Consider the following 22962-nt stretch of genomic DNA (forward strand, 5'->3'; position numbering starts at 1 on the left):
ATATTTTCATAATGTATTTGTTATTATATAATACATTTGCTAGTGTAAATAAGGTATAAAAGAATGAACATAAAAAACTCTATTTTTTCTTTTTATAGAGCCTGCTCCAAATCCTGTTGTTGGTTAATACAAAAAACACCGTCAAAATTATAAAATATGTCACTATTTTTAGCCCAAGTTTATGTCGGCGCTCCAGTTCTGGCTCCGCTGCCCATTGTAAAAAATTTACCACGTCATATGACATATTTTCAACTGTGGCTTGTCTTGCACCATCATATTCTACCATTCCTTCAGAAAGAGGTGGGGCCATAGCTAACCTACCTGTTGAAAAATATGGATTAAAATATAAACCGTTCTCATCATGTTCACCGTTTTGATAGCCTGTCAAAAGTGAATAGACATAGTTTGCACCATCGTGCCTTGCTTTAACAATTAGTGATAAATCTGGTGGAACTGCACCATTGTTGCTTGCTGCAGCTGCTTCCTTTGTATCAAAAGGTGCAATAAAGTAATCTGAAGGTGTTCCAGGCCTATCAAACATTTCACCTAGATCATTCGGACCATCTTTAACTTGGTAAGAGGCTGCAATTTGTTTTACATCCTCTTCGGAAAAACCAACATCTTGCAAGTTACGAAACGCTATTCTATTCATTGAATGGCAAGCAGCACAGACTTCCTTGTATACTTTATAGCCACGCTGAATTGACTCTCTATCGAAAGATCCGGTGATTCCATTAAAACTCCAGTCAATTTTCTTATTTGGTAAAGGTTTAAACTCCTCTGCAGATAGAGAATTAGCGAAAAATAATACACAAAACACAGCAACTTTAACCAATAGCATCACTTCATCTCCGGCACGGAATCGCTTATTGTTTTTGGTAATTTTTTTGGTTTCTCATACTTACTAAGTAAAGGTAAAATTATCACAAAATATGAAAAATAATAAAGAGTTGAGAGCCTACTTAAGGTAATGTAAGGCTCTTTAACTTCCTGCCCTCCAAGCCAAGCAAGAAATGCAAAATTTATTGCAAAAATCCAAAAAAATTTCTTAAATAATGGGCGATAAGCACCACTTTTAACCTTTGATTTATCAAGCCAAGGCAAAAGAAACCAAACTAAAATAGATCCAAACATGGTAAGTACACCAATAAGCTTATTTGGAATTGAGCGCAACATCGCATAAAAAGGTAGGAAATACCACTCTGGTACTATGTGTACTGGAGTTACCATAGGATCAGCTTCTATATAATTATCAGGATGCCCAAGATAATTAGGGGCATAAAAAACAAATCCAAACAAAATTATAAAAAATAAACCAAAAGTTATGCAGTCCTTTGCTATATAATAAGGGTAAAAAGGAATAGTGTCCTTACCTGATCTTACTTCTATTCCACTTGGGTTATTAGAGCCAAATCTATGCAGAGCAACAACATGCAACATAGCTAAAGCAATAATAATGAAGGGCAGAAGATAATGAAGGGCAAAAAAACGATTAAGTGTTGGGTTATCAACGGAAAAACTACCCCACAACCATATAACTACTTTATCGCCAATTAAAGGTATGGCTGAAAATAATTGAGTTATAACTGTTGCACCCCAAAAGCTCATTTGTCCCCATGGAAGAACATATCCCATAAAGGCAGTTGCCATCATTGCAAAAAATATAAATATGCCAATAAACCACACCATTTCTCGCGGCCTCTTATAAGATCCGTAATATAATCCACGCATGATATGAACATAGACCACCATAAAGAAGAGTGACGCCCCAACAGCATGAGTGTAACGTATCAGCCACCCATAACTTACGTCACGCATTATACGCTCCACACTATTAAATGCATGATCAACATGCGGAGTGTAGTGCATGGCAAGAAATATACCTGTTATTATCTGCAAAATTAGTGCTATACCAGCCAAAGAACCAAAATTCCAAGCATAATTTAAATTTTTTGGTACTTGATAAGAAGCAGTATGTTTTAGAAAAGAAAATATAGGCAGTCTATACTCTATCCAACCTAATATACCTTTTTCTTCTGTTATTTCTTTCTTGCTATCATCTTCCATAACTTAAAGTTTTTTCATCTTAACTCATTTTATTGTAACAACTTACCTACAACGCACAATAAAAAGTTTAATTTAAATAATAGATTTCACGAAAACAAGCACTCAGACTTGAGTGCTTGTTTTAACTGATTTAGAGGGATTTTTGATGACATACACCTTTAGATATTGTTGAATTGCTTAATAAACTTCGAGGACATTGATCAAGTTTTTCAAACTCACTAATTACCATCTTGATATCCCTTTCTATAGCACTAACCTTTCTTTCTCTAATTTGCTCCAATGTCAAAAGTGAATCATCCAATGGTCTTGAATATTTCCTCCCGATAAACTTTCTGATTACCACGTCAGCTAGCAGAGCTGTTCCATTAAAATCAACTTGCGAAAAATCAATTGGGCTTCCAGTCAAATGTGCAACAGATTGCTGTGCAGAAGGTAAAGCAGGGGAACTCTGAAATAAGCTACTGAGTGCAGCAGTTGTTGAAGTTCCCATCCAACTAAATACACTATTAATAAAAGAAGAAGGTCTTACTGCACTACTTGGTGCAGGAGTAATATCTTCTGAGTTTACATTGGCACTCTCTGCTTCTGCAGCAATTTCTTTTATCGTTTTGCCGGAATAAAATAACTTAACATAATCTGATGGTGTCTCGTTCCTTATATTCTTAACATTATCAATGTCGGCACCATTATCATATAACAGCTTAATTATTTTTGGACGTTTTGAACTAATAGCCAAATATATAGGTGTTTCCCCCCCGTTCGTTTTGAACATTGACATCAGCTTTATATTTAACGAGAAGTTCAACTATTTTTTTGTAATCTCTTCGGATAGCAGCATGTAGACACGAATCTTGTGAATCGTCGTAAAAGTCAAATTTGCTATTTGGACTAGCACCATGCTTAAGCAGGACCTCAACTTTTTTCGGACTATTTTCATCTATAGCCCAGCCTACAAGAGTGCGTTTTTCACCAGCATATGAAAAATAACCACTAATGCTAGCCTTTTTATCGATTAGAAGCTCTATCATTTCTGTGGTGCCCTTTGTAACAGCATAGTATATAGGAGGCACACGAAAAAAGTCCTCAATATTAACATCTGCGCCATTCTCAATTAAAAAACCCATCATTTCTAAATCTTGTTTACTAACAGCAATCGATAAGGGTGAGTTACCATTTCTATCTTTAGAGTTAATAACGTTAGTAGTATGTTTCTTTCCTTCTCTAATATACTCCTCAGCTTTTTGAAAATCACGTTCCTTTACTGCAGAACGTAGCCCATCTCTCCATTTTTCAACTTCTGTTTTTGTAACCATAACTCCCCCCTAAAGTATAAAATTTTTACCTTTATACCACATAATTTGGGCATATGCTAGTAAAATTTATATGTAAAATTAAAAAAAATTTACAACGTAAGAGATTGTTATTTCATCACGTGCTACATTTAGTTTTTGTACAAAATACCATAAGCCTCCTTAATTTACTTAAATTTCGTAGCAGCTTATTCCCAACATATAAGAGCTTTAACTTAAAGAGGATTATACGAAAATAAGCACTCGAACTCGAGTGCTTATTTTAAAGGGACTTTTGATGCATACCTTTAGATATCGTTAAATTGCTTAATGAACTTTCAGGACATTGATAAAGTTTTTCACACTTACTAAGTGCCGTCTCGAAGTTTTTTTCTATAGTGTTAAGCTTTCTTTCTCTAATTTCTTCTATTGTGAGAAGTGAATTGTCCAGTGGCCTTGAATATTTTTTTCCTGTGAACTTACTTATTGCTGCAGCAGTTAGTAGAATTATTCCATTACAATCAACTTGTGAAGAACTAATTGTGCTACCAGCCAAGTGATCAACAGATTGCTGTGCAGAAGGTAAAGCAGGAGCACTGCTGAATAAGCTGCTGAGTGTGGCAGTGGTTACCCAACTAAATATATTATTAATAAAAGAAGAAGGTTTTACTGCGCCGCTTAACGCATTTGTACTATTATCATGATAGCTAAAGTAATTCCTAGCTTCTATTACCTTAGGATTTGCTCTAGAAGCTAATGTCTGACAATTAACTTCTTTATCAGCACATTTTAATGTAGATATTATTTTTTGCCTTGTATTGCTAGTACATATAGATTTTGGATCATCTCCAACAACATCTAGTGGTATTCTACCACCCGCATCTCTTATATAAATATTAGCATCATGTTTGATAAGAAATTCCACCATTGCCACTTGGCAATGGAAAGACGCTAAGTGCAAAGGCACCTTACCCGTTATATCTTGCAAATTGATCTGAGCATAACGACTAAGTAGAAGCTGTCCTGCATCTTCTCTGCCATATTCAGCAGCGATGTGCAATGCAACTCTCAAATTTTCACTACTAGCAGCATTAACATTGGCGCCGTTATTAACCAAAAACCTCAATATCTTGAAGCTATTTTCTTTCACAGCAAAACTTATAGGTTTCATACCGTATTTTTCACCAATAAAAACCCTACTTTTTAAATTCATGTTCACTGCACTTCTGATACATATGTTAGCTTTTAGAAGACTATGCTCTTTTATGGCAATAAATAACTCATTTATAAAGTTCTCAGTTTTTATCCGTTCTTGCATCTCTTTCATCACATACCTCCTAAAAGCTTACTATTACCCATAAATCTAAAAATGGAGAAAAAGCTGCTATTTTACTAATTCAACTTTCTATTATAAATAGATCTATGGTCTAAAAATGGAATATATGATGAAAAGAACTATAAATACCTCAACTGGCGAATGGGCAGAAAGTGAATTTGGAATTGTTAATTTTGGTGATATAAGATTAAGTAAAAGGCTTCTAAAAATAGTTAATAGTTTTGCTGAATCGCCTGAGCGTTCAATAAATCAAGCTTGTGAAGATTGGCATCAAAGTAAAGCAGCTTATAGATTTTTCCAAAACGATGCCATTTCTGAAAGAAAAATATTAGACAGTCATATAATTAAAACTGTTGAAAGAGCTAAAGAATACTCAACTATCTTAGCTATCCAGGATACGAGTTATATTTCATATAAAAATCATAAAAAGACCGAAGGATTAGGGATTATAGCAGCAAGATTAACATCTAAAACAACTAATTTTAAAACCCATGGATTAGTGATGCATACAACGTTTGCAGTTACAACAGAAGGACTACCTATAGGATTATTGGATCAAAAAATTAGTACTAGACCTTCCTTAACTGAAGACCTAAAGGAGTTGAAAAGAAGAAGCCATAATACTGCTCTTCCCATAGAAGAGAAAGAAAGCATACGGTGGATAGCATCACTTAAAGACTCTACTAAACATCCTGGATTAAAGGATGTTAAGGTAGTTACCGTTTGTGATAGAGAAGCAGATATTTATGATTTATTTGAAGTTGCTTCCACTAATCAATCTCTTTTTGTAGTAAGAGGAAATCAAAACAGAACAGTAAACAAGAAGTCGACTTATTCTGAAAAAGGTGGTGAAAGATTGTGGGATTTGATGAATCGCATGTCTTGTCAAGGAGAAATTCAAGTGAGTATTCCTGCTCGCGATAAAAAACCTCAAAGAACAACAGTTTTAGAAGTAAAGTTTAGTAACTTTGTGATGAATGCATCAAAAAACAACGCTAGACGTAAAACCCAAAAACTTCCTAATTTAAATTTAAATGCTGTCTATGTTATAGAAAGATATCCCCCATTTGGCGAAGAGCCCATAAACTGGATTTTGTTAACAAATATAAATATTAATAATTTTGAAGAAGCAGTAGAAAAAATACAATGGTATTGCTTAAGATGGAGAATAGAGGTTTTTCATAAAATTTTGAAATCCGGTCTTAAAGTTGAAGAATGTAGGCTCCAAACAGCAGATAGATTGATCCGCTTTCTTACAATTATGAGTATAATTGCATGGAGAATATTTTTTATTACATTGGTAGCTAGAACAAATCCGAATCTTTCTTGCACTGTCATACTGACTGATGACGAATGGAAGGTTTTATATACCAAAATGCTTAAGACAAAAAACTATCCTGAGACTCCACCACCTATAAGAGAAATTGTGAGGTGGGTGGCCAAGTTAGGAGGGTTTTTAGCTCGCAAAAATGACTTAGAACCAGGTCCTATAGCCTTGTGGAAGGGATGGAAACGTCTCTTTGATTTAGCAGAAGGATGGAGACTTGCTCATGAATTCTATACTTGTGGGTAATAGTAAGTCCTAAAAGACAACGTTCCCGATTTTGTATCACACAATTTGATATATACAAGTGAAATTTACAGAAAAAATTTCAATAGTTAAAAATTAGGTCTTCAGCAATCTATCACTTTAACTTTCGTACAAGACATGCTGAGCTTCCTTATTTAAATTTTTTTGCTCTTAATAAGAAGCAATCTGCTTTAGAAAAGGAAATAAGGGATAAGTTTTTAAATATAAGCACTCGAACTCGAGTGCTTATTTTAAAGGGACTTTTGATGCATACCTTTAGATATCGTTAAATTGCTTAATGAACTTTCAGGACATTGATAAAGTTTTTCACACTTACTAAGTGCCGTCTCGAAGTTTTTTTCTATAGTGTTAAGCTTTCTTTCTCTAATTTCTTGTATTGTGAGAAGGGAATCTTCTAGTGGCTTTGAATACTTTTTTCCTGTTAACTTTCTAACAATTACATCAGTTAGTAGAGCTGTTCCATTAAAATCAACTTGTGAAGAACCAATAGGGCTACCATCTAAGTGGTCAACAGATTGCTGTGCAGAAGGTAAAGCAGGGGCACTCTGAAATAAGCTACTGAGTGCAGCAGTTGTTGAAGTTCCCATCCAACTAAATATACTATTAATAAAAGAAGAAGGTTTTACTGCATTGCTTGCAGTGCTGCTAACTTCTTCAAAATTTTCTCTGATAAGAGTGAAGGAAGAATTCACTGTTCTACTTGCCAAGTCTGTGGTGTTACTAACTTCCAATTCCATCTTAATTGCTTTGGTAGGGGATAATGAAAGACTCGCCGTGCTACTTGCTGCATCTGTGGTATCACCAGCTTCTAATTTTAACTTAGTATTTATTCTAGCAGAAAGTAATAGTTCTGTACAATTATTTTTATGAAATCTTAACACAGCTAAGAATATTTTTTTTATGTCACAGCCATCACTGCAAAGACTTTCATAACCTGGAATAACCTCAAATGCTATTTTGCCATTTGCACTGCTAATATTAAGATCAATAGCTTTATTATTGAGCAGAAAATTAGCTATATCTAATCGACAATAAAAAAAGGCTAAGTGTAAAGCTGTAAAACCTTGCATTACTTGGGAATTGGTACTACTAGTACAATGATATATCATTTCTTTTATTTCTGTTTTGCTATTCATGGCAGTAACGTACGAGTAAGGAACAAGACATCCATCACTAACAGCATTAATATTAGCATTATTTTTAAGCAAAAACCGCACTATCTCTAAGCTACCTTTATAAACAGCAAGATGTATAGGTGCCATACCATCTTTTTTACCATTAATAATCTCTTTTTCTTTATTTATATATCTTGCCTTTTTAACATATCTTTTAACTTTCTTAATATTAAGCTCATCTATAGCCGCAAATAAATTCTTTCTCAATCTCTCAAGTTTTTTCATCAAATACCTCCTAAAGAATAATGTTTCCGGCTTTATATCATGCAACTTAATATGTACAAATAAAATTTACAGAGAAAACAATGGTTAAAAATTAGGTCTTCAGCAACTTATCACGTGCTGCGTTTAATTTTTGTGCAAAATATTCCGATCCTCCCTTGTCTGGATGGACCAGTTTCATTAAATTTTGGTATGCCTTATTGATTTCATTTTGGCTTGCCTCGGAATTCAGCCCCAGTATTTTTAATGCTTCATCTTTGGACATATTATCACCAGTGTAATTTTTGGTGTAACTTTTACTACTGTTAAATTCGTTCAAAAACTTACTTAATATAGAGTTCATCATAAAACTTATGTTATTTCTCTTTGCCAAAAAGAGAAAAAATACAACAACGCTAGGTAAAACAAACGTGATTATTGTAAATATCAAAAAAAGGAAGAAGATGAATGACATGTATATTTTTTTATCATTTTATGATTAAATAGTAACAATTATAATTGTCATGGTAAATAACATGTTTATCCAGATTGAAGAAACACCAAACCCAAACACGCTGAAATTTCTTCCTGGTTTTGAAATTCTGAGCGAAGGAGAAACAGCTGATTTTTCAAATGCAGATGAAATAAAGAACTCTAAACTAGCAGTAAATCTTTTTCAAATAGAACATGTTGTAAGAGTATTTTTTGGTCATGATTTTATTTCAGTAACAAAATCAGATAGAATGAATTGGGATATAGTAAAGGTGGAAATTTTAACTACAATTATGGATCACTTTACTTCTGGTGGAAAAGCATTTGATAAAGAAGGAGTAAGTGATAATAAAATGCTAGAGGAAGAATTCTTTAATGAAAATGATATAGAAATTGTAAATAGAATAAAAGAATTGATGGAAAGTTATATTAAACCTGCAGTTGCTCAAGATGGTGGTGATATAAAGTTCCGTGGCTATAAAGACGGAATAGTTTACGTTGAACTGCAAGGAGCTTGCTCTGGGTGCCCAAGTGCTGCAATTACCTTAAAACAAGGAGTGCAGAATATGCTAAGCTATCACATACCAGAAGTTTCAGGTATAGAGACTATGCTATGACTAGTCAAACAGTTAGAGGAACGAAAGATCTTTTGTTTGATGAATGGTATAAATTTAAATATATAGAGCAAATAGCAAACAGAATCTCAAGTTTATACGGCTTTTTGCCTGCTCAAACTCCGATATTTGAGTATACGGAGGTTTTTACAAAAACCTTAGGTGATAGCTCAGATATCATCACTAAAGAGATGTATAGCTTCAATGATAAAGGGGGAAAGAGCATAACTTTACGTCCTGAATTCACTGCAGCAATTGTCAGGCTACTCATTGAAAAAAAACTGCAAACACCGATAAAATTATTCTCAACAGGACCTGCATTTCGTTATGAGAGACCACAAAAGGGACGACAAAGGCAATTTCATCAGATAAATTTTGAAGTTTTTGGCATAGAAAATCCAAAAGCTGATATTGAATTGATATCACTTGCTCAGCATTTACTCACTGAATTTGGCATCAATGAGAATGTAAGACTGGAAATCAACTCTTTGGGTGATAGTGAAACAACAAGTAAGTATAGAGAAGCTTTGATATCGTATTTAAAAAAGTTTCAAAATGACCTATCAGAAGATAGTCAAAATAGATTGATTAAAAACCCACTCAGAATATTAGACTCTAAGGATAAGACAGATAAAGAAATAATCTCTGACGCACCAAAAATCAGTGATTATTATACAAAAGAATCTTCATATTTCTTTGACCAGGTGTTAAATGGACTGCAAGCTCTTGGCATACCTTACACTGTAAATAGCAAATTAGTTCGAGGTCTAGACTATTATTGTCACACAGTATTTGAATTTGTCACAGAAGATTTAGGTGCACAAGGAGCAGTTTTTGCCGGTGGAAGATACGATAATCTAGTATCTTCAGTAGGTGGAAAACACACTCCAGCAATAGGATTTGCAGGGGGGATTGAGCGTATAATGGAATTAATCAACTATGCTGAAAAAAAAGAGAGGCCTATTTATATAATTCCAATCGGTGGAGAAGCTGAAGAACATGCTCTAACACTTGCAAGTGAATTACGCAGAAATGGTTTATATGTGATTTACGAATATAGTGGAACTCTAAAAACCCGAATGAAAAAAGCAAATCAAGCAAATGCAAAAGTTGTATTAATCTTTGGTGATGAAGAGCTAAGCAGTAAAACTTTAAAAATTAAAAATATGGACACGGGTGAAGAAAAAATGATTGCTCGCGATAAAACCGTAGAAAATATCTAATCAGAAGCAATAGGAGTGTTAGCTATAGAAGAAAATTCCTCTGCACAAGAATTTTTCATAGCATTTAATATATCATAATCTGTAAAATCTAATTTTATCGGTGTAATAGTAATAAAACCTCCTTTTATTTTATCTACACTACCACTGCCTGAGTGTTCCCGAGACCAATTTAAGCTCAAAGAACCATTTAAGTTTTCAGTAAAAGTTAAATCACCATCAATGTTATATTCACCTTGTTCAGCAAATTCGACCCCTTTCACTTTTTTTGTAGCAGGAAAATTTATACTCATCACTATATCTTTAGGCCAACCAACTTTCATTAGCTTGGCAATAACCTTTGGTGCAAAAATCTTTGTATTGTTCCAGTCTATTTTATCATGATAAACTTGGCTCAGCGCAATAGAAGGTATAGATCTTGCAGCACCTTCCATTGCAGCACCGATTGTGCCTGAATAACAAATATCATCGCCGACATTTGATCCAATATTTACTCCAGATAATATTAAGTCTGGTTTTTTATTCATAATTTTATTTAACGCGATAATGACACAATCTGCGGGAGTACCAGACACACTAAACTCCCTTTCACTATGTTGACTTATTTTAATAAATTGCTTTACTGGATAGTCAAGAGACCTTGCAGCTCCACTCCTATCAGTATCTGGTGCTACTATCCATACTTCCGATGCAAAATTGTGTGCAATTTCTTTAAGTAATCTTATTCCTTCACTCTCAAAACCATCATCATTTGTTATCAATATTATCATATATAATACTCACCTATCAAAGTATACTGATGAGGTTTCTTTTCATAACCATAGCAAAGAACCTGCTACGAATCAATAAGGAAAAATTAGAGGGTGACCAGGTTGCCATCGTTTAGTTTGCTGTGAGTTAATCGTAAATACCAATTTTTAGCTTCACACCTAACTCACAATCAAAGTTTAGTAAACTCTAGAGGCGTGCTAAGCAGCAGAAAACCTTGCTATATTTCCCAAAAATGCTTTCACTCTTTCAAGGCAAGTGGATGGTTCTGCAGGTATTGCTACTTCATCTATCTTACCATATATTGCTGCATCTACGACTTCACCTGTTATTAATTCCCTTAGCTTTTGTTTTATCTGTCCTCTACGAATATGTTCTCCATAGTCATTATAAAACTTCACATATAACTCTTTAAATACAAATTCTTTTATAGCACTTCTCATATGAGAAATTCCATCCTTTACTTCATCATTTGCATTGCTCAAATCCACTTCAGAACCTAGCGAATATAAGTCATCAAAATTTTCTTTTAAAATTTTTATTTTAAAGTAGTGCTTATCTACAGATCTCTCAAGAAATCTTTTAGTAGCATTACCGGCCAATTCTCCTATTATCTGAGGCTCTAGTTGAGCTGCAAAATTATTTTCTGCTTCAAGGCCACTTAATGCATAAATGATACGATTAAGCATTCCAGGACCACATTGGCGATTACTTTCCTCAAAACGAACCAGCAATATGGATTTCAACAGCTCTACATCTGCATTTTGCTTTGTTGCTGCAATTAAAACTAGATTTATGGCCTGTGTTAATGTCAGTCCGGTTTTGGAATCTACCCACCTTACCCATTCTCCTTCTCTATAATTATCTACCTTCAAATAAGGCGCTATCAGTTCTTTCTGCTGATTTGTCAAACCGCCTATATAGTTTTTAAACTCTTCATCCAGCTCATTTGACGGAGTCCCATATTCTTCCTTTAATTTTTTGGCACACTCAATAACACTTTGCTCAAAACTTCTAGTATGAACATTCTGATTACCAGTACCTACATCACTTACATTAAACAAAAAGCTCATTTGCTTTACACTTAAACCCAGAGGCGAGAAGAGCTTTATTAATGGATACTTTATTAACTCAAGAAGCGCTACAGGGATCAATAATATAGTATTGATAAGCACTAAACATATTCTAAGACCGAGCGCTCTACTCTCTGATAACATTCTACTAAGTTCTGATATCTTTGATGCACAATACAAAAATGGTAATTGAATGTAGTATATTGAGTATATAGAAAAAAATAAAATCTTATCTTTTAACCCTACTGTTGGATCATTATATACTTCAGAAAAAATGTTATCATCACTATTTTCATTTTTGAAAGACTGATAGCTGCTTGTAATTTTTTCTGTAAAAATAGAACAGAGCTTATGCAGTCCGTAGCATGAAACGCCAACAGCTAAAAAAATTGCAAGTGTTCCAAAAAATGCTAATACTTCACTTGAAGTTTTGGCAAGAAGGAATGCATAAAGCGCATTAATAAAGATATCAAATAAATATTCAAATAAAAAAATTGCTCCAATAGCGGAAACAAACAATAAAATACCCCCACAAATAATCAAAAAATCTTTTAACCTTGGATTCATACCCCGCCTCTTAATAATCTATTAATATACTTTTTATTATATGCTTAAATTAAAAAAATGCAAATTTTGTAAAGACCAATTGAAATTTCTGAGCTTCAACTATATTGTTAATTATTCAGATAAAAATTAAACATTGTCGTGTCAAATAAAATAGGCTTTTTTGCTATTTTTGCCTTGGTGATTAGTAGCCAAATTGGCTCTGGAATTTTTATGCTCCCAATCAGCCTTGCACCATACGGCGCTTATAGCCTCATAAGCTGGGTTATATCAGGATTTGGTGCTATATCTCTTGCTTTAGTTTTTGCTTCACTCTGCGCAAAATTTCCAGAAACGGGTGGTCCTCATATTTATGTGAAACATGCCTTTGGCTCTACAGCAGCTTTTTTTGTTGGCTGGACATATTGGGTAAGCTCGTGGGTAAGCTCAACAGCTGTGACAATTGCAAGTATCGGTTATTTAGCCCCGCTTTTTCATAATGATATACAAGATATACGTTTGCTTTTAGAAATAACATTAATTTTAGCTATCATGCTAATAAACTTAAGAGGGGTAACTACTGCTGGGCATGTTGAGCTTCTTCTGACCATTGTTAAAATTATCGCACTTCTTGCAATACCCATAGCAGGATTATTTTTCTTTGATAGAAATAATTTTGTTGTAAGTGAGGAAGTATCAAACTTTACGATGTCTCAAGTCCTTGCGCGCTCTACACTCCTTACTCTATGGTGTTTTATTGGACTTGAATCAGCAACGGCACCTGCAGGATCTGTCAATAATCCCTCTAAAACAATACCAAGGGCTATAGTGCTTGGAACAGTCTGTGTTGCTGTGATATATTTCATCAATAGTCTTTCAATTATGGGATTGATAAGTGGTAATGAACTAGCTAGTTCAAAAGCACCATATGTTGATGCGATAAAAATTATGCTTCCAGGTAATTGGCATTTAATTGTTTCTGTTGTTGCCTTTATCGTTTCTGTAAGTAATTTAAATGCTTGGTTTTTAGCTGATGGACAGGTCACCTTAGGCCTTGCAAAAGACAAGTTAATGCCGCAATTTTTTGGCAAAAAAAATAAGCATGATGCTCCATTATGGGGAATAATACTCAGTACTTTGGGGGTGTTAGTTTTACTTATCCTAACGTCAAACAAAAGTTTTGCTGAGCAAGTAACTTCAATAATTGATATCTCTGTGGTGTCATTTTTGTTTATCTACTTAGCATGTAGCCTTGCTTTTCTCAAAGTTAATATACAAGACAAAAGCTACTGCAAATTTTTAATTGGAGGTGTGGCTGTATCTTTTTGCTGTTGGGTAATATACGAGACTTCTATAAAAACATTGTTAATATCAAGTCTATTCCCTTTAAGCGGAACACTTATTTATCTACTTTGGTATCATAAACTAAAAACTTAACTTAAATTTTTTATTTGCTAAAATTCTTAAGCTATACTACTGGCTTACATTAATAGAATTAAGAGGTATTGTGTCAAATAAAATAGGTTTTTGGGCTGTTTTTGCTTTAGTCATTAGTAGTCAGATCGGCTCTGGGGTTTTTATGCTTCCAATTAGCCTTGCTCCATATGGCGCTTATAGCCTTATAAGTTGGATGATATCAGGAGCTGGTGCTGTGTCTCTTGCGCTAGTTTTTGCTACGCTATGTGCAAAGTTTCCAGAAACAGGAGGTCCTCACGTTTATGTGAAACATACTTTTGGTTCTACCGCAGCGTTCTTTGTTGGTTGGACATATTGGGTAATCTCATGGGTTAGTACAACAGCTTTAATAGTTGTGGGTGTTGGCTATCTTACACCATTTTTCCATGAAGATATCAAAAGTATGCGTTTATTTTTAGAGCTGTTGTTATTTACAATCATTACATTAATAAATTTAAGGGGAATAGCTACTGCAGGGCACGTTGAGTTTCTGCTCACGGTTGTGAAGGTTGCTGTATTGCTTGCAATACCTGTAGCAGCGTTGTTTTTTTTCGATAGAAATAATTTTATCATAAGTGAAGAAATATTAAGTCTTACAACATCGCAAATTCTTGCCCGCTCTACACTCCTTACTTTATGGTGTTTTATTGGACTTGAATTGGCAACAGCACCTGCAGGGTCAGTTGATAATCCAGCTAAAACTATACCAAAAGCTGTGGTGCTTGGCACAGTTTGTGTTGCTGTTATATATTTTATCAACAATTTTGCAATTATGGGATTGATCAATGGCAACAATTTAGCAAGTTCAAGAGCACCATATGTTGATGCGATAAAAATTATGTTTTCTGGTAATTGGCATTTAATTGTTTCTATAGTTGCATTCATTTTTTGTGTTGGCAGTCTAAACGCTTGGGTTTTATCTAGTGGACAAGTTGCTTTTGGTCTTGCAGAAGATAGACTAATGCCAAAATTCTTTGCTAAAAGGAACAAGCATGGCTCTCCTTTTTGGGGAATAACAGTTAGTTCAATTGGAACTGCAATTTTACTAATTCTCACTTCAAACAACAATTTTGCCCAGCAGATTACGTCGATTATTGACTTTTCTGTAATTTCATTTTTGTTCGTTTATCTTGCGTGCTGTTTTGCCTTTCTAAAGGTTATTATACAGGAGAGGAGTTGTTATAAGCTTTTAATTGGTAGCATAGCAACAACCTTTTGTTGTTGGGTGATATTAGAAACCCCTGTAGGTACTCTGCTGATTTCGAGCCTGTTCACTGCAAGTGGCATACCCATTTATTTATTTTGGTACTGCAAAACTTCTGTGCAACAAATTCAGTAGTGAGAGATACACTTTAAATGGTTAATATTTATGGGCCAAGATTTTTTTTCTCTTTATCTACTTGTTCAATATTACCATTCTCAAGTTTGCTACCTACTTCTTCTGTGCGTTTATTATCTATGTAGATCTCATTTTTTGCTTTATTAGAAAGACCTATTTGCGATTGCAGTTTTTTATACTCTTCTTTTTCAGGCGTGAAAATTTTCACTAAAAATCTTCCTATTATTGGTATTGAACTTAAAAAATCCTTTAGTCTGAAAGGTTCTTGCTTTTTATTTGATAGATACTGATCTGTCTTAGGAATTTTTACACCATACTTTTTATCATCAAAATTTATCGCTGGCTTGCTTTTTTTCGAAAGAACATCTTGAATCTCTAATCTATTGACTTTTTCAGGCTTTTGAAATGCAGATACTACAGATTTGACCTTAGTGTCATCATGTTTTTTACTCATTTCATTCTACCATGCAATATTACTAGTATCTTATAATTATAACTAAATTATGGTTAATTGCAAGGTAAAAATATTAAAGTAATTGTAAATTTTATCAGTAAAAATATAATATAGCTTTAAAATCAAAGGTTTATTTATATGGGATGTAAGATTGCAGTTATTGGAGCAACAGGAAGAGTAGGGCGTGAGGTATTAAGCGCGCTTGCCGAGTTTCAAGACGAAGGAAAAATTTCAATAGATTCTGTTGTTGCTTTTGCATCAAAAAAATCAGAGGGAAAAAAGGTAAGTTTCGGCGATGAAGAATTAACTGTCTTAGACCTTGAGAACTACGATTTTGTTGGAATTAATATAGCAATTTTCTGTGCTGGGTCTCATGTTTCCGAGAGATACGTACCGATTGCAACTGAAGCTGGATGTATTGTCGTAGATAATACCTCTCATTTTAGGATGAAAGAAGGCGTGCCACTAGTTATTCCAGAGATCAACAAAGATAAAATTACGGAGTATAAAAACCATAACATAATATCTAATCCAAATTGTACTACAATACAAATGTTGCTGGCATTACATTTATTACACCAAAAAGCAAAAATAAAGAGAATCGTTGCTTCAACTTATCAATCAACTTCTGGTGTAGGTAAAGCAGCAATGGATGAGCTTTACAATCAGACAAAAAAAATCTTTATGAATGAAGCTAAAAAACCTGAAATATTTCCTAAGCAAATAGCATTTAATTGCATTCCTCATATAGGAGAGTTCATGGAAGATGGTTCTACAAAAGAGGAGTGGAAAATGCAAGAGGAGGCAAAAAAAATTTTAGAAGAGGATATAAAAGTAACTGCAACTTGTGTCCGAGTACCTGTTCTTGTTGGTCATGCTATAGCAGTAAATGTAGAATTTGATCAGCATATAACTGAAGAAGAAGCTCGTGAAATGCTCAGTGAAGACGATGGAGTTTTAGTACAAGATAAGCGCGAAGATGGTGGATATATGACTCAGATTGATGTTGTGCAAGAGGATGCCGTATACATATCGCGTATTAGACAAGACGATACCGTTAAACACGGATTAAATATGTGGATAGTAGCTGACAATCTACGCAAAGGTGCAGCACTAAATATAGTGCAGATCTTGGAGATCTTGATCAAAGAGCATTTATAGCTCAATAACTTAAATCTATATTGACATGTCCCATTTTACGCTTGTCCCTAACCTCTTTTTTCCCATATATGGTTAAACTAGCTTTTTCGTTGCTCAAATATTTGTGAGAATTATATATATCATTACCTATTATATTTTTTGTCATGCAAGGAAAGCGTAATACTACTTCCTGCATAGATAACCCGCATATTATCCTAACTAGCTGCTCGAATTGACTAACGTTGCATGCATCCAAGCTCCAGTGGCAAGAATTGTGGGGTCTTGGGGCCAGTTCATTAACTAGTAATTCATGATTTTGAGTGATGAAAAATTCAATAGCTAGAATTCCTACTACATCAAGCGCAGTTGCTATTTTCTCTGCAGTTTTTTGTACCTCTTGGGCTAATTTATTATCTATTTTAGCTGGTGCTATTGAAGTATTAAGTATTCCGTCAACGTGGTGATTCTCTGCTATAGGAAAAAAAGCTACTTTACCGTTTTTATCTCTTGCAACGACTATTGAAACCTCTTTCAGTAAATCAACACTTGCTTCAAGAATGTACTCTTTATTCCAATCGAAAGAAGCAAATTGCTTCAGTTCAGAATCATTTTCAATCACATATTGTCCTTTTCCATCATAACCCATTTCTGTTGTTTTTAGCCTCACTGGATAGCTAAAAGTTTCACTACTTTCTAGTAGCTGATTATAATTTTGTATACTTTTGTAATCAGCAGTTTTTATGCTTAAATCTCTAATAAAATCTTTCTCTCTCAGCCTATTTTGCGAAATGTGTAACGCCTTTTTACCTGGATAAAAATCTGTATGCTGCGACACAATATCAATTGCACTACATGGAATATTTTCAGACTCAATAGTGACTAAATCCACACTCTGTGCAAAAGATTCAAGTGCCCTCTTATCACAGAAGTCTGCTATTGTTAAATCATCAGCAACAGAACAAGCTGGATCGTTTTTAGTACTGGCAAAAATATGCGTTTTGTGCCCAAGTTTTATTGCAGCGATAGCAGTCATTTTACCTAATTGCCCACTTCCTATTATTCCTATCACTTTTTTATCCAGTGGATCTGTTTTGTTCATCATGTAGATTAATATTTCCTAGTTAGAGTACGATAATATGCTTGAAAAATCTATGAAAAAAGTGTATAATTGAAGTGTGTTAAACTTTTATCATGAACACTTTACGATGACCATGAAATACACACTTATTACTAATTCTGTTGAAGTTACAGTTTTGCCAATTTACATTGAAGAGCAATCCATTCCTTATGAAAATTGTTACGTATGGATGTATAATGTTAAGATAAAAAACAAAAGCTCATCAACCATTCAATTATTAAGTCGCTATTGGCAAATAATAGATCATAAGGGGAAAATAAATGAAATTGCCGGAGTTGGTGTTATTGGAGAACAACCTGTAATAAAATCTGGAGAGGTATTCAAATATACAAGTGGAACATACTTAAATACACCATCAGGAATAATGCAGGGTAAATATGAATTTCTGAACGAAGAGAGCATAAAAACCTTTGATGTTATGGTACCACCCTTTTCCTTAGATAGTCCATACGTTAACACTAGACCTCATTGATCATCAAGATAGTGTATTTGTTTAAGTGCATCTGAAACCAGTGCTTCTTGTTTTGTCATTTGAGCTTCCATAATGTCATCCGAGTAGCTGATACTGAGATCCAACTAAGTTGATAAACACGAAAGCACTGACCATTTGCTTCTATAGTTGTCTTTTTTCGTCTATCTTATTTTGTTACTCTGCTGAACAGATGCAAAATAGTTTATTTTTGATTCTTATCATCAAGTGTGAATAAGATTATTGTAGAGGTTAAACCTATAATAACTATCATTAACGAAAATGGGGCAGCTTCTCTATAACGCTCGTCGCTTACAAGTTCATATATTCTAGTTGATATAGTTTCAAAATTAAATGGTCTGATAATTAGTGTTGCCGTGAGTTCTTTTACCGTATCCATAAACACGAGCAGAAATCCCGATAGTATGCTTTTCTTGATAAGGGGAATATGAATATTCAGGCACGTGGAAATAGGCCCATGACCCATAGTATATGCAGTCCATTCAATTTCATTTGGTGTTTTTTTGAGTCCCGACTCTATCGCCTTGAAAGATATAGCAAAAAAACGAAATAAATATGAGTAAACTAATGCACCAATAGTTCCTACCAAGCTAATTTCCACAATATATTGAGTAATTAAAGAGGATATTCTGCTTAAAAACATTATTATGCTAATTGCAATAATTGCATTTGGAATTGCATATCCAAGAGAAATGAGACGTGCTATATTGCTTATTACCTTATTTTTACGTGCTGTATATCCAATAATTATTGCAATGCTGATCGAGATTAGCGCGGTAATAAATGATAAACTAATACTGTTTGTTATTATATTGTAAAATCTTGCTTCGTATATGAAAAAGCCTTTCTCTATGCTCCAATATATAAGTGGAATCATTGGTAAAATAAAGCCTATTAATATCGGCAATAAACACATAAGATAAGAAAAGATCAACGATATAGAACCGTTTATACTACGTTTATTGTGATAATCTGCATTAGTATTGATTGAAGAGTAAGATATTTCTCTTTTTTGTAGTTTTTTCTCGATAACTATTAGTGTTGCAACGAAAATCAGTTCTGCAACTGCCAAAACAGTAGTTGAATATTTGTCATGCAATAAAAACCAAGTACGGTATATTCCTGTCGTGAAAGTATCGATAGCAAGAAACTGTGGTGTGCCGAAATCTGTAATTACTTCCATTAGTACCAAGGATAACCCAGCTATAATTGATGGACGTATGGAGGGTATGATGACAGAAAACAGACTCTGTAATGAGGAGAACCCAAGTGTTGATGCAATAGTGACTGAGTTACTAACGCTCTTTAGACTTGAGCGGACCAACATATAAACGTATGGATATAGACTAAATCCCATTACTAATATTCCACCACCTAGGGATTTGATCTCGGGAAACCAATAGTCACCTTTGCCCAATTGAAAAGTATCTCTTAACAAGCTCTGAATCGGACCTGAAAACTCTAGCGTATTTACATAAACAAACGATACTATATATCCAGGAATTGATATCGGAAAGAATAAGGCAATCTCAAAAATTCTACTTCCGGGAAACGAAAAAAATGTAGTAAGCCAAGCTGGAATTACTCCAAATATAAAGGATATTAACCCTACTCCTACCATCAAAATCAACGTATTGAGTATATATTCAGGAAAAAGTCTACTAATTACCCATCCAGAGTTTGCTGATTCTGTAAATAGAATCGATATTAACGATAGTATAGGGCAGACAAATAATACACTTACTAAAAACAAGAATATATTTTTAAATACTCTCAGAAACATTAACTTGAATCTATATTTGATATTAAAATGTTATATGCAAAAACTAAAGATATCCAGTAATTAACAGCCGTCCTATTGAATATCTTCATAATTTTATATATTATGTTTTAAATCGATAAACTAATTAATTATGAGTTTTGTCATTGCAACTTTCTATCATTTTGTAAAACTCTCTAATTATTATGACATGAAAGATGAAATAAAAGTTGCATGCGACAATGTCGAATTAAAGGGTACTATACTCCTTGCAGAAGAGGGTATTAATGCAACCGTATCTGGTGAAAGAAACGCGATTGATAAAATATTCGATTTTCTACGTTCTGATTATAGACTAAGGGACCTTACATGGAAAGAGAGTGCAGCAGAATATCAACCATTTAGTAAGATGAAAGTGAGATTAAAAAGAGAAATTGTGAATCTTGGTGTAAGTAATCTCGATACTTCCGTTAGAGGTCAGTACATTGATCCAGATTATTGGGATGATTTTATCTCTCAACCTGATGTTTTAGTGATAGACACACGAAATGATTACGAAGTAAAACTAGGCAAGTTTAAAAATGCAATCAATCCACATACTCAGCGTTTTCGAGATTTTCCTCAGTGGGCAGAGTCTTTCTCTGAGAGTAAAGATCTGAAAGTGGCTATGTACTGCACTGGTGGAATCAGATGCGAGAAATCTACAGCATATATGAAAAGCCTTGGATTTAACGATGTTTACCACCTTAAAGGCGGTATTCTTTCCTACCTTGAAAAAACTCACAACAAAAGTGGTAGTTGGGAGGGCGAGTGTTTTGTTTTTGATGATAGAATTGCTGTTGATCACTCACTCGCCCCAAGTGATAAAATAAAATGCATATTCTGCTCAAGTAAAGTTTCAACTGATGAGCTGAAATCAGTTCCACGTGGCCAGGTAGTTTGCTCTGATTGTAAATCTTTAAGTATTGAAAGAAATTCAGAATATAACACGAACCTTTAACAACTTCTTTCTCCTTGCATATTTGTAACCTTAATTTTGTCAAGGCATTTACCTACGACATAGCCCGCTCCAGCTCCAAGCAATGCACCAACTATAGCAAATGCAATCAACACTACACCAGAACCGCCAATAAGAGCTAAAGTTTCTTGCCCTAAACAACATCCTGCAACTAGACCAGCAACTAAACCAATTCCTACACCTATACACCTAAGTTTCATATTATTACTAATATTTCTACCTTTTCTATATTGTATAGATTGTATAGATTGTATACTATGATCAGTATCATCATCTTCAAAAGCAAATTCTTTGATATCGTCTCTTGTTTTTAAACAATCGATAAGCTCACCTATTGTGTTGTTACGAAAATTATGTAAATTTATAACGCCATTTTTTATAGATTGTTCAGGTATCATTTTATTTTTCCATACTATTAGAATATGTTTTTACTACACTGATTATCTTAATAATTGGTAAATTCCCATACAATAATAAGTAGATAATCTTACTACTATAGGTGGGACTAAAGCGCTATAAGAACCTGTTTAAAATCTTCGTAATTAGGAGAGAAACGAAGGAGAGAACAATCATCTGTAGGCTAGTATTAAGTTTACGCTCACAATTTTTCCACAATCGTCTACATTTTTCTAACCAAGCGAAAGAGCGTTCGACAACCCATCTCTTTGGAAGCACAACAAAAGAATATAACTCACTGCGCTTTATAACCTCAACAGTTGCACCGATAATATCTTTTATTTGAGTTGCAAATTTTTCTCCGGTGTAACCTGCATCAACAAGTACATTTTTGACCTCAGAGAGATTTTCTTGCGCACTTTCAACCATTTTCATAGCACTGCTGCGATCAGTTGTGTCTGCTGTTGTTACATAAATTGCATGTGGTAAACCCTGCGTATCAACTGCAATATGGCGTTTTATGCCTGAAATCTTTTTACCAGCATCATAGCCTTTACTTTCAGCGGTATCTGTATTTTTAACACTTTGGGCATCAATTATACAGAAACTGGTTTTCTCTTTTCGACCATTGTTGCTCTCCAACTAATTTTTTTTAACTAGTAAACTTGATTCCTCTCCATTCTTTTTATTCCAAGCTTGAAAATAGTAATATATACCTTGGAAAGTTCTTTGGTCTACTGGCAGCCACTTTTTAGGACGTATAGCACTCCATAAAACACATGATATAAGTCAAGTTTTCTTGGTTTTGTTCTTTTTCTACTATTTTCTAAAATTGCTCTGATTTTTTCAAATTGCTTTCGACTTATATCACTTGTTTTGCATAGATATACCTCTTTCTTAAATCTATGCCTATTTTACCTCATCTCTCCAAGATTCTTAACAGGTTCTTAGGCAAAGCTACTATCCAATGCTTTTAAATTGCTGCAAGATTCTACAATCAATTTGCAGGTATTTTAAAATAAAGCCATTGTACATTCTTTTCATAAATTCTACTGCTTCTTTAGTAAACCTGAAATCTAAACCCTGTTTCGTTATTATCACAGATTCTTCATTTAATAATCGACACATTGTATCTATGCTGCAGTTTGTAACCCCTATATTACCCAAAATTATAGCTTTTATGAATCATCAATTACTCAATTTTCTCTTCCTTTTCTGTTTCAATTATTTGCCATTTCATTAAAAAATTTGTTGAGGTAATTTGATAAGCAAGTTATTTTATTCATCATTAGTTCTCTCACTAAAATATATCCGAGAGAATTTTATATCTTCTTATCCTATCTTCTTCATACCTTTATTTCCTTAACTTGATGCCTATCCTTTTTTAAACGTTCCCGAATAGAT

The 22962-nt window shown here is 33.9% G+C and carries 19 protein-coding genes and 3 pseudogenes; 8 read left to right on the plus strand and 14 right to left on the minus strand.

Annotated elements, in window-relative coordinates; translation table 11 throughout:
• Positions 1–79: 79 nt before the first annotated feature.
• The 4 genes and pseudogenes from HGO49_RS03180 to HGO49_RS03195 form a co-directional block, all read right to left on the minus strand.
• On the minus strand, positions 80–841 hold the full coding sequence (locus HGO49_RS03180) for a cytochrome c1 (protein WP_017532217.1): 762 nt from the start codon (positions 839–841) through the stop codon (positions 80–82).
• Positions 841–2067 (minus strand): cytochrome b, encoded by a 1227-nt coding sequence (locus HGO49_RS03185; protein WP_017532216.1) that lies wholly within the window; start codon positions 2065–2067, stop codon positions 841–843. Before HGO49_RS03185 ends, HGO49_RS03180 begins: the two co-directional genes overlap by 1 nt.
• A 130-nt stretch (positions 2068–2197) precedes the next feature.
• A pseudogene (locus HGO49_RS07510) lies at positions 2198–3380 on the minus strand (ankyrin repeat domain-containing protein).
• A 259-nt stretch (positions 3381–3639) separates the two neighbouring features.
• A complete protein-coding gene (locus tag HGO49_RS03195) occupies positions 3640–4683 on the minus strand; it encodes an ankyrin repeat domain-containing protein (RefSeq protein WP_172758387.1) in 1044 nt (347 codons plus the stop codon).
• A gap of 115 nt (positions 4684–4798) precedes the next feature.
• Here HGO49_RS03195 and HGO49_RS03200 point away from each other — a divergent pair, with 115 nt between their 5' ends.
• Positions 4799–6265 carry an IS4 family transposase gene (locus HGO49_RS03200; RefSeq protein WP_172758531.1) on the plus strand — a complete coding sequence of 489 codons (1467 nt, stop codon included), beginning with the start codon at positions 4799–4801 and terminating at the stop codon, positions 6263–6265.
• A gap of 248 nt (positions 6266–6513) precedes the next feature.
• On the opposite strand, the gene HGO49_RS03205 is transcribed toward HGO49_RS03200, so the two are convergent.
• Both HGO49_RS03205 and HGO49_RS03210 read right to left on the minus strand, forming a co-directional pair.
• Complete coding sequence (locus HGO49_RS03205) at positions 6514–7683, minus strand: ankyrin repeat domain-containing protein (RefSeq protein ID WP_017532213.1); 1170 nt, start codon at positions 7681–7683, stop codon at positions 6514–6516.
• A gap of 91 nt (positions 7684–7774) precedes the next feature.
• Positions 7775–8026 (minus strand): DnaJ domain-containing protein, encoded by a 252-nt coding sequence (locus HGO49_RS03210; RefSeq protein WP_237398585.1) that lies wholly within the window; start codon positions 8024–8026, stop codon positions 7775–7777.
• A gap of 169 nt (positions 8027–8195) precedes the next feature.
• On the opposite strand from HGO49_RS03210, the gene HGO49_RS03215 reads away from it, so the two are divergent.
• Together HGO49_RS03215 and hisS are read left to right on the plus strand one after the other, a co-directional pair.
• Positions 8196–8768: a NifU family protein gene (locus HGO49_RS03215; protein ID WP_006015115.1), complete on the plus strand. Its 573-nt coding sequence runs from the start codon at positions 8196–8198 to the stop codon at positions 8766–8768.
• On the plus strand, positions 8765–9988 hold the full coding sequence (hisS, locus tag HGO49_RS03220) for a histidine--tRNA ligase (RefSeq protein ID WP_017532210.1): 1224 nt from the start codon (positions 8765–8767) through the stop codon (positions 9986–9988). Before HGO49_RS03215 ends, hisS begins: the two co-directional genes overlap by 4 nt.
• On the opposite strand, the gene surE is transcribed toward hisS, so the two are convergent.
• Both surE and HGO49_RS03230 read right to left on the minus strand, forming a co-directional pair.
• Complete coding sequence (gene surE / locus HGO49_RS03225) at positions 9985–10755, minus strand: 5'/3'-nucleotidase SurE (protein WP_017532209.1); 771 nt, start codon at positions 10753–10755, stop codon at positions 9985–9987. The genes hisS and surE overlap by 4 nt on opposite strands.
• A gap of 198 nt (positions 10756–10953) precedes the next feature.
• On the minus strand, positions 10954–12393 hold the full coding sequence (locus HGO49_RS03230) for a hypothetical protein (RefSeq protein ID WP_017532208.1): 1440 nt from the start codon (positions 12391–12393) through the stop codon (positions 10954–10956).
• Positions 12394–12531: 138 nt separating this feature from the next.
• On the opposite strand from HGO49_RS03230, the gene HGO49_RS03235 reads away from it, so the two are divergent.
• On the plus strand, positions 12532–13806 hold the full coding sequence (locus tag HGO49_RS03235; protein WP_012481896.1) for an APC family permease: 1275 nt from the start codon (positions 12532–12534) through the stop codon (positions 13804–13806).
• Positions 13807–13876: 70 nt separating this feature from the next.
• Complete coding sequence (locus tag HGO49_RS03240) at positions 13877–15163, plus strand: APC family permease (protein ID WP_007302140.1); 1287 nt, start codon at positions 13877–13879, stop codon at positions 15161–15163.
• A gap of 28 nt (positions 15164–15191) precedes the next feature.
• Here the strand turns inward: HGO49_RS03240 and HGO49_RS03245 are convergent, their stop codons facing one another.
• Positions 15192–15617, minus strand: coding sequence for a hypothetical protein (locus HGO49_RS03245; RefSeq protein WP_017532207.1), 426 nt, complete (start codon positions 15615–15617; stop codon positions 15192–15194).
• A gap of 138 nt (positions 15618–15755) precedes the next feature.
• Between HGO49_RS03245 and HGO49_RS03250 the strand changes: the two genes are divergently transcribed.
• Entirely contained in the window at positions 15756–16778 is a 1023-nt protein-coding gene (locus tag HGO49_RS03250) for an aspartate-semialdehyde dehydrogenase (protein ID WP_017532206.1), read from the plus strand.
• A gap of 1 nt (position 16779) precedes the next feature.
• Here HGO49_RS03250 and HGO49_RS03255 read toward each other — a convergent pair whose 3' ends face one another.
• Positions 16780–17856, minus strand: coding sequence for a 5-(carboxyamino)imidazole ribonucleotide synthase (locus HGO49_RS03255; RefSeq protein ID WP_017532205.1), 1077 nt, complete (start codon positions 17854–17856; stop codon positions 16780–16782).
• Positions 17857–17962: 106 nt separating this feature from the next.
• Between HGO49_RS03255 and apaG the strand changes: the two genes are divergently transcribed.
• On the plus strand, positions 17963–18367 hold the full coding sequence (apaG, locus tag HGO49_RS03260; RefSeq protein WP_012481895.1) for a Co2+/Mg2+ efflux protein ApaG: 405 nt from the start codon (positions 17963–17965) through the stop codon (positions 18365–18367).
• 202 nt (positions 18368–18569) lie between these two features.
• On the opposite strand, the gene HGO49_RS03265 is transcribed toward apaG, so the two are convergent.
• On the minus strand, positions 18570–20168 hold the full coding sequence (locus HGO49_RS03265; RefSeq protein ID WP_017532203.1) for an ABC transporter permease: 1599 nt from the start codon (positions 20166–20168) through the stop codon (positions 18570–18572).
• 130 nt (positions 20169–20298) lie between these two features.
• Between HGO49_RS03265 and trhO the strand changes: the two genes are divergently transcribed.
• Positions 20299–21144, plus strand: coding sequence for an oxygen-dependent tRNA uridine(34) hydroxylase TrhO (gene trhO / locus HGO49_RS03270; RefSeq protein WP_026092652.1), 846 nt, complete (start codon positions 20299–20301; stop codon positions 21142–21144).
• On the opposite strand, the gene HGO49_RS03275 is transcribed toward trhO, so the two are convergent.
• From HGO49_RS03275 to HGO49_RS07265, 3 genes and pseudogenes are all read right to left on the minus strand, one after another.
• Complete coding sequence (locus HGO49_RS03275; protein ID WP_017532201.1) at positions 21141–21560, minus strand: hypothetical protein; 420 nt, start codon at positions 21558–21560, stop codon at positions 21141–21143. The genes trhO and HGO49_RS03275 overlap by 4 nt on opposite strands.
• Before the next feature lie 115 nt (positions 21561–21675).
• Positions 21676–22424, minus strand: a pseudogene (locus HGO49_RS03280) (IS5 family transposase).
• Positions 22425–22524: 100 nt separating this feature from the next.
• Positions 22525–22844, minus strand: a pseudogene (locus HGO49_RS07265) (IS4 family transposase); the annotation flags it as partial.
• Positions 22845–22962 lie beyond the last annotated feature (118 nt).

This window comes from Wolbachia endosymbiont of Diaphorina citri (assembly GCF_013096535.2).
Lineage (GTDB): Bacteria > Pseudomonadota > Alphaproteobacteria > Rickettsiales > Anaplasmataceae > Wolbachia.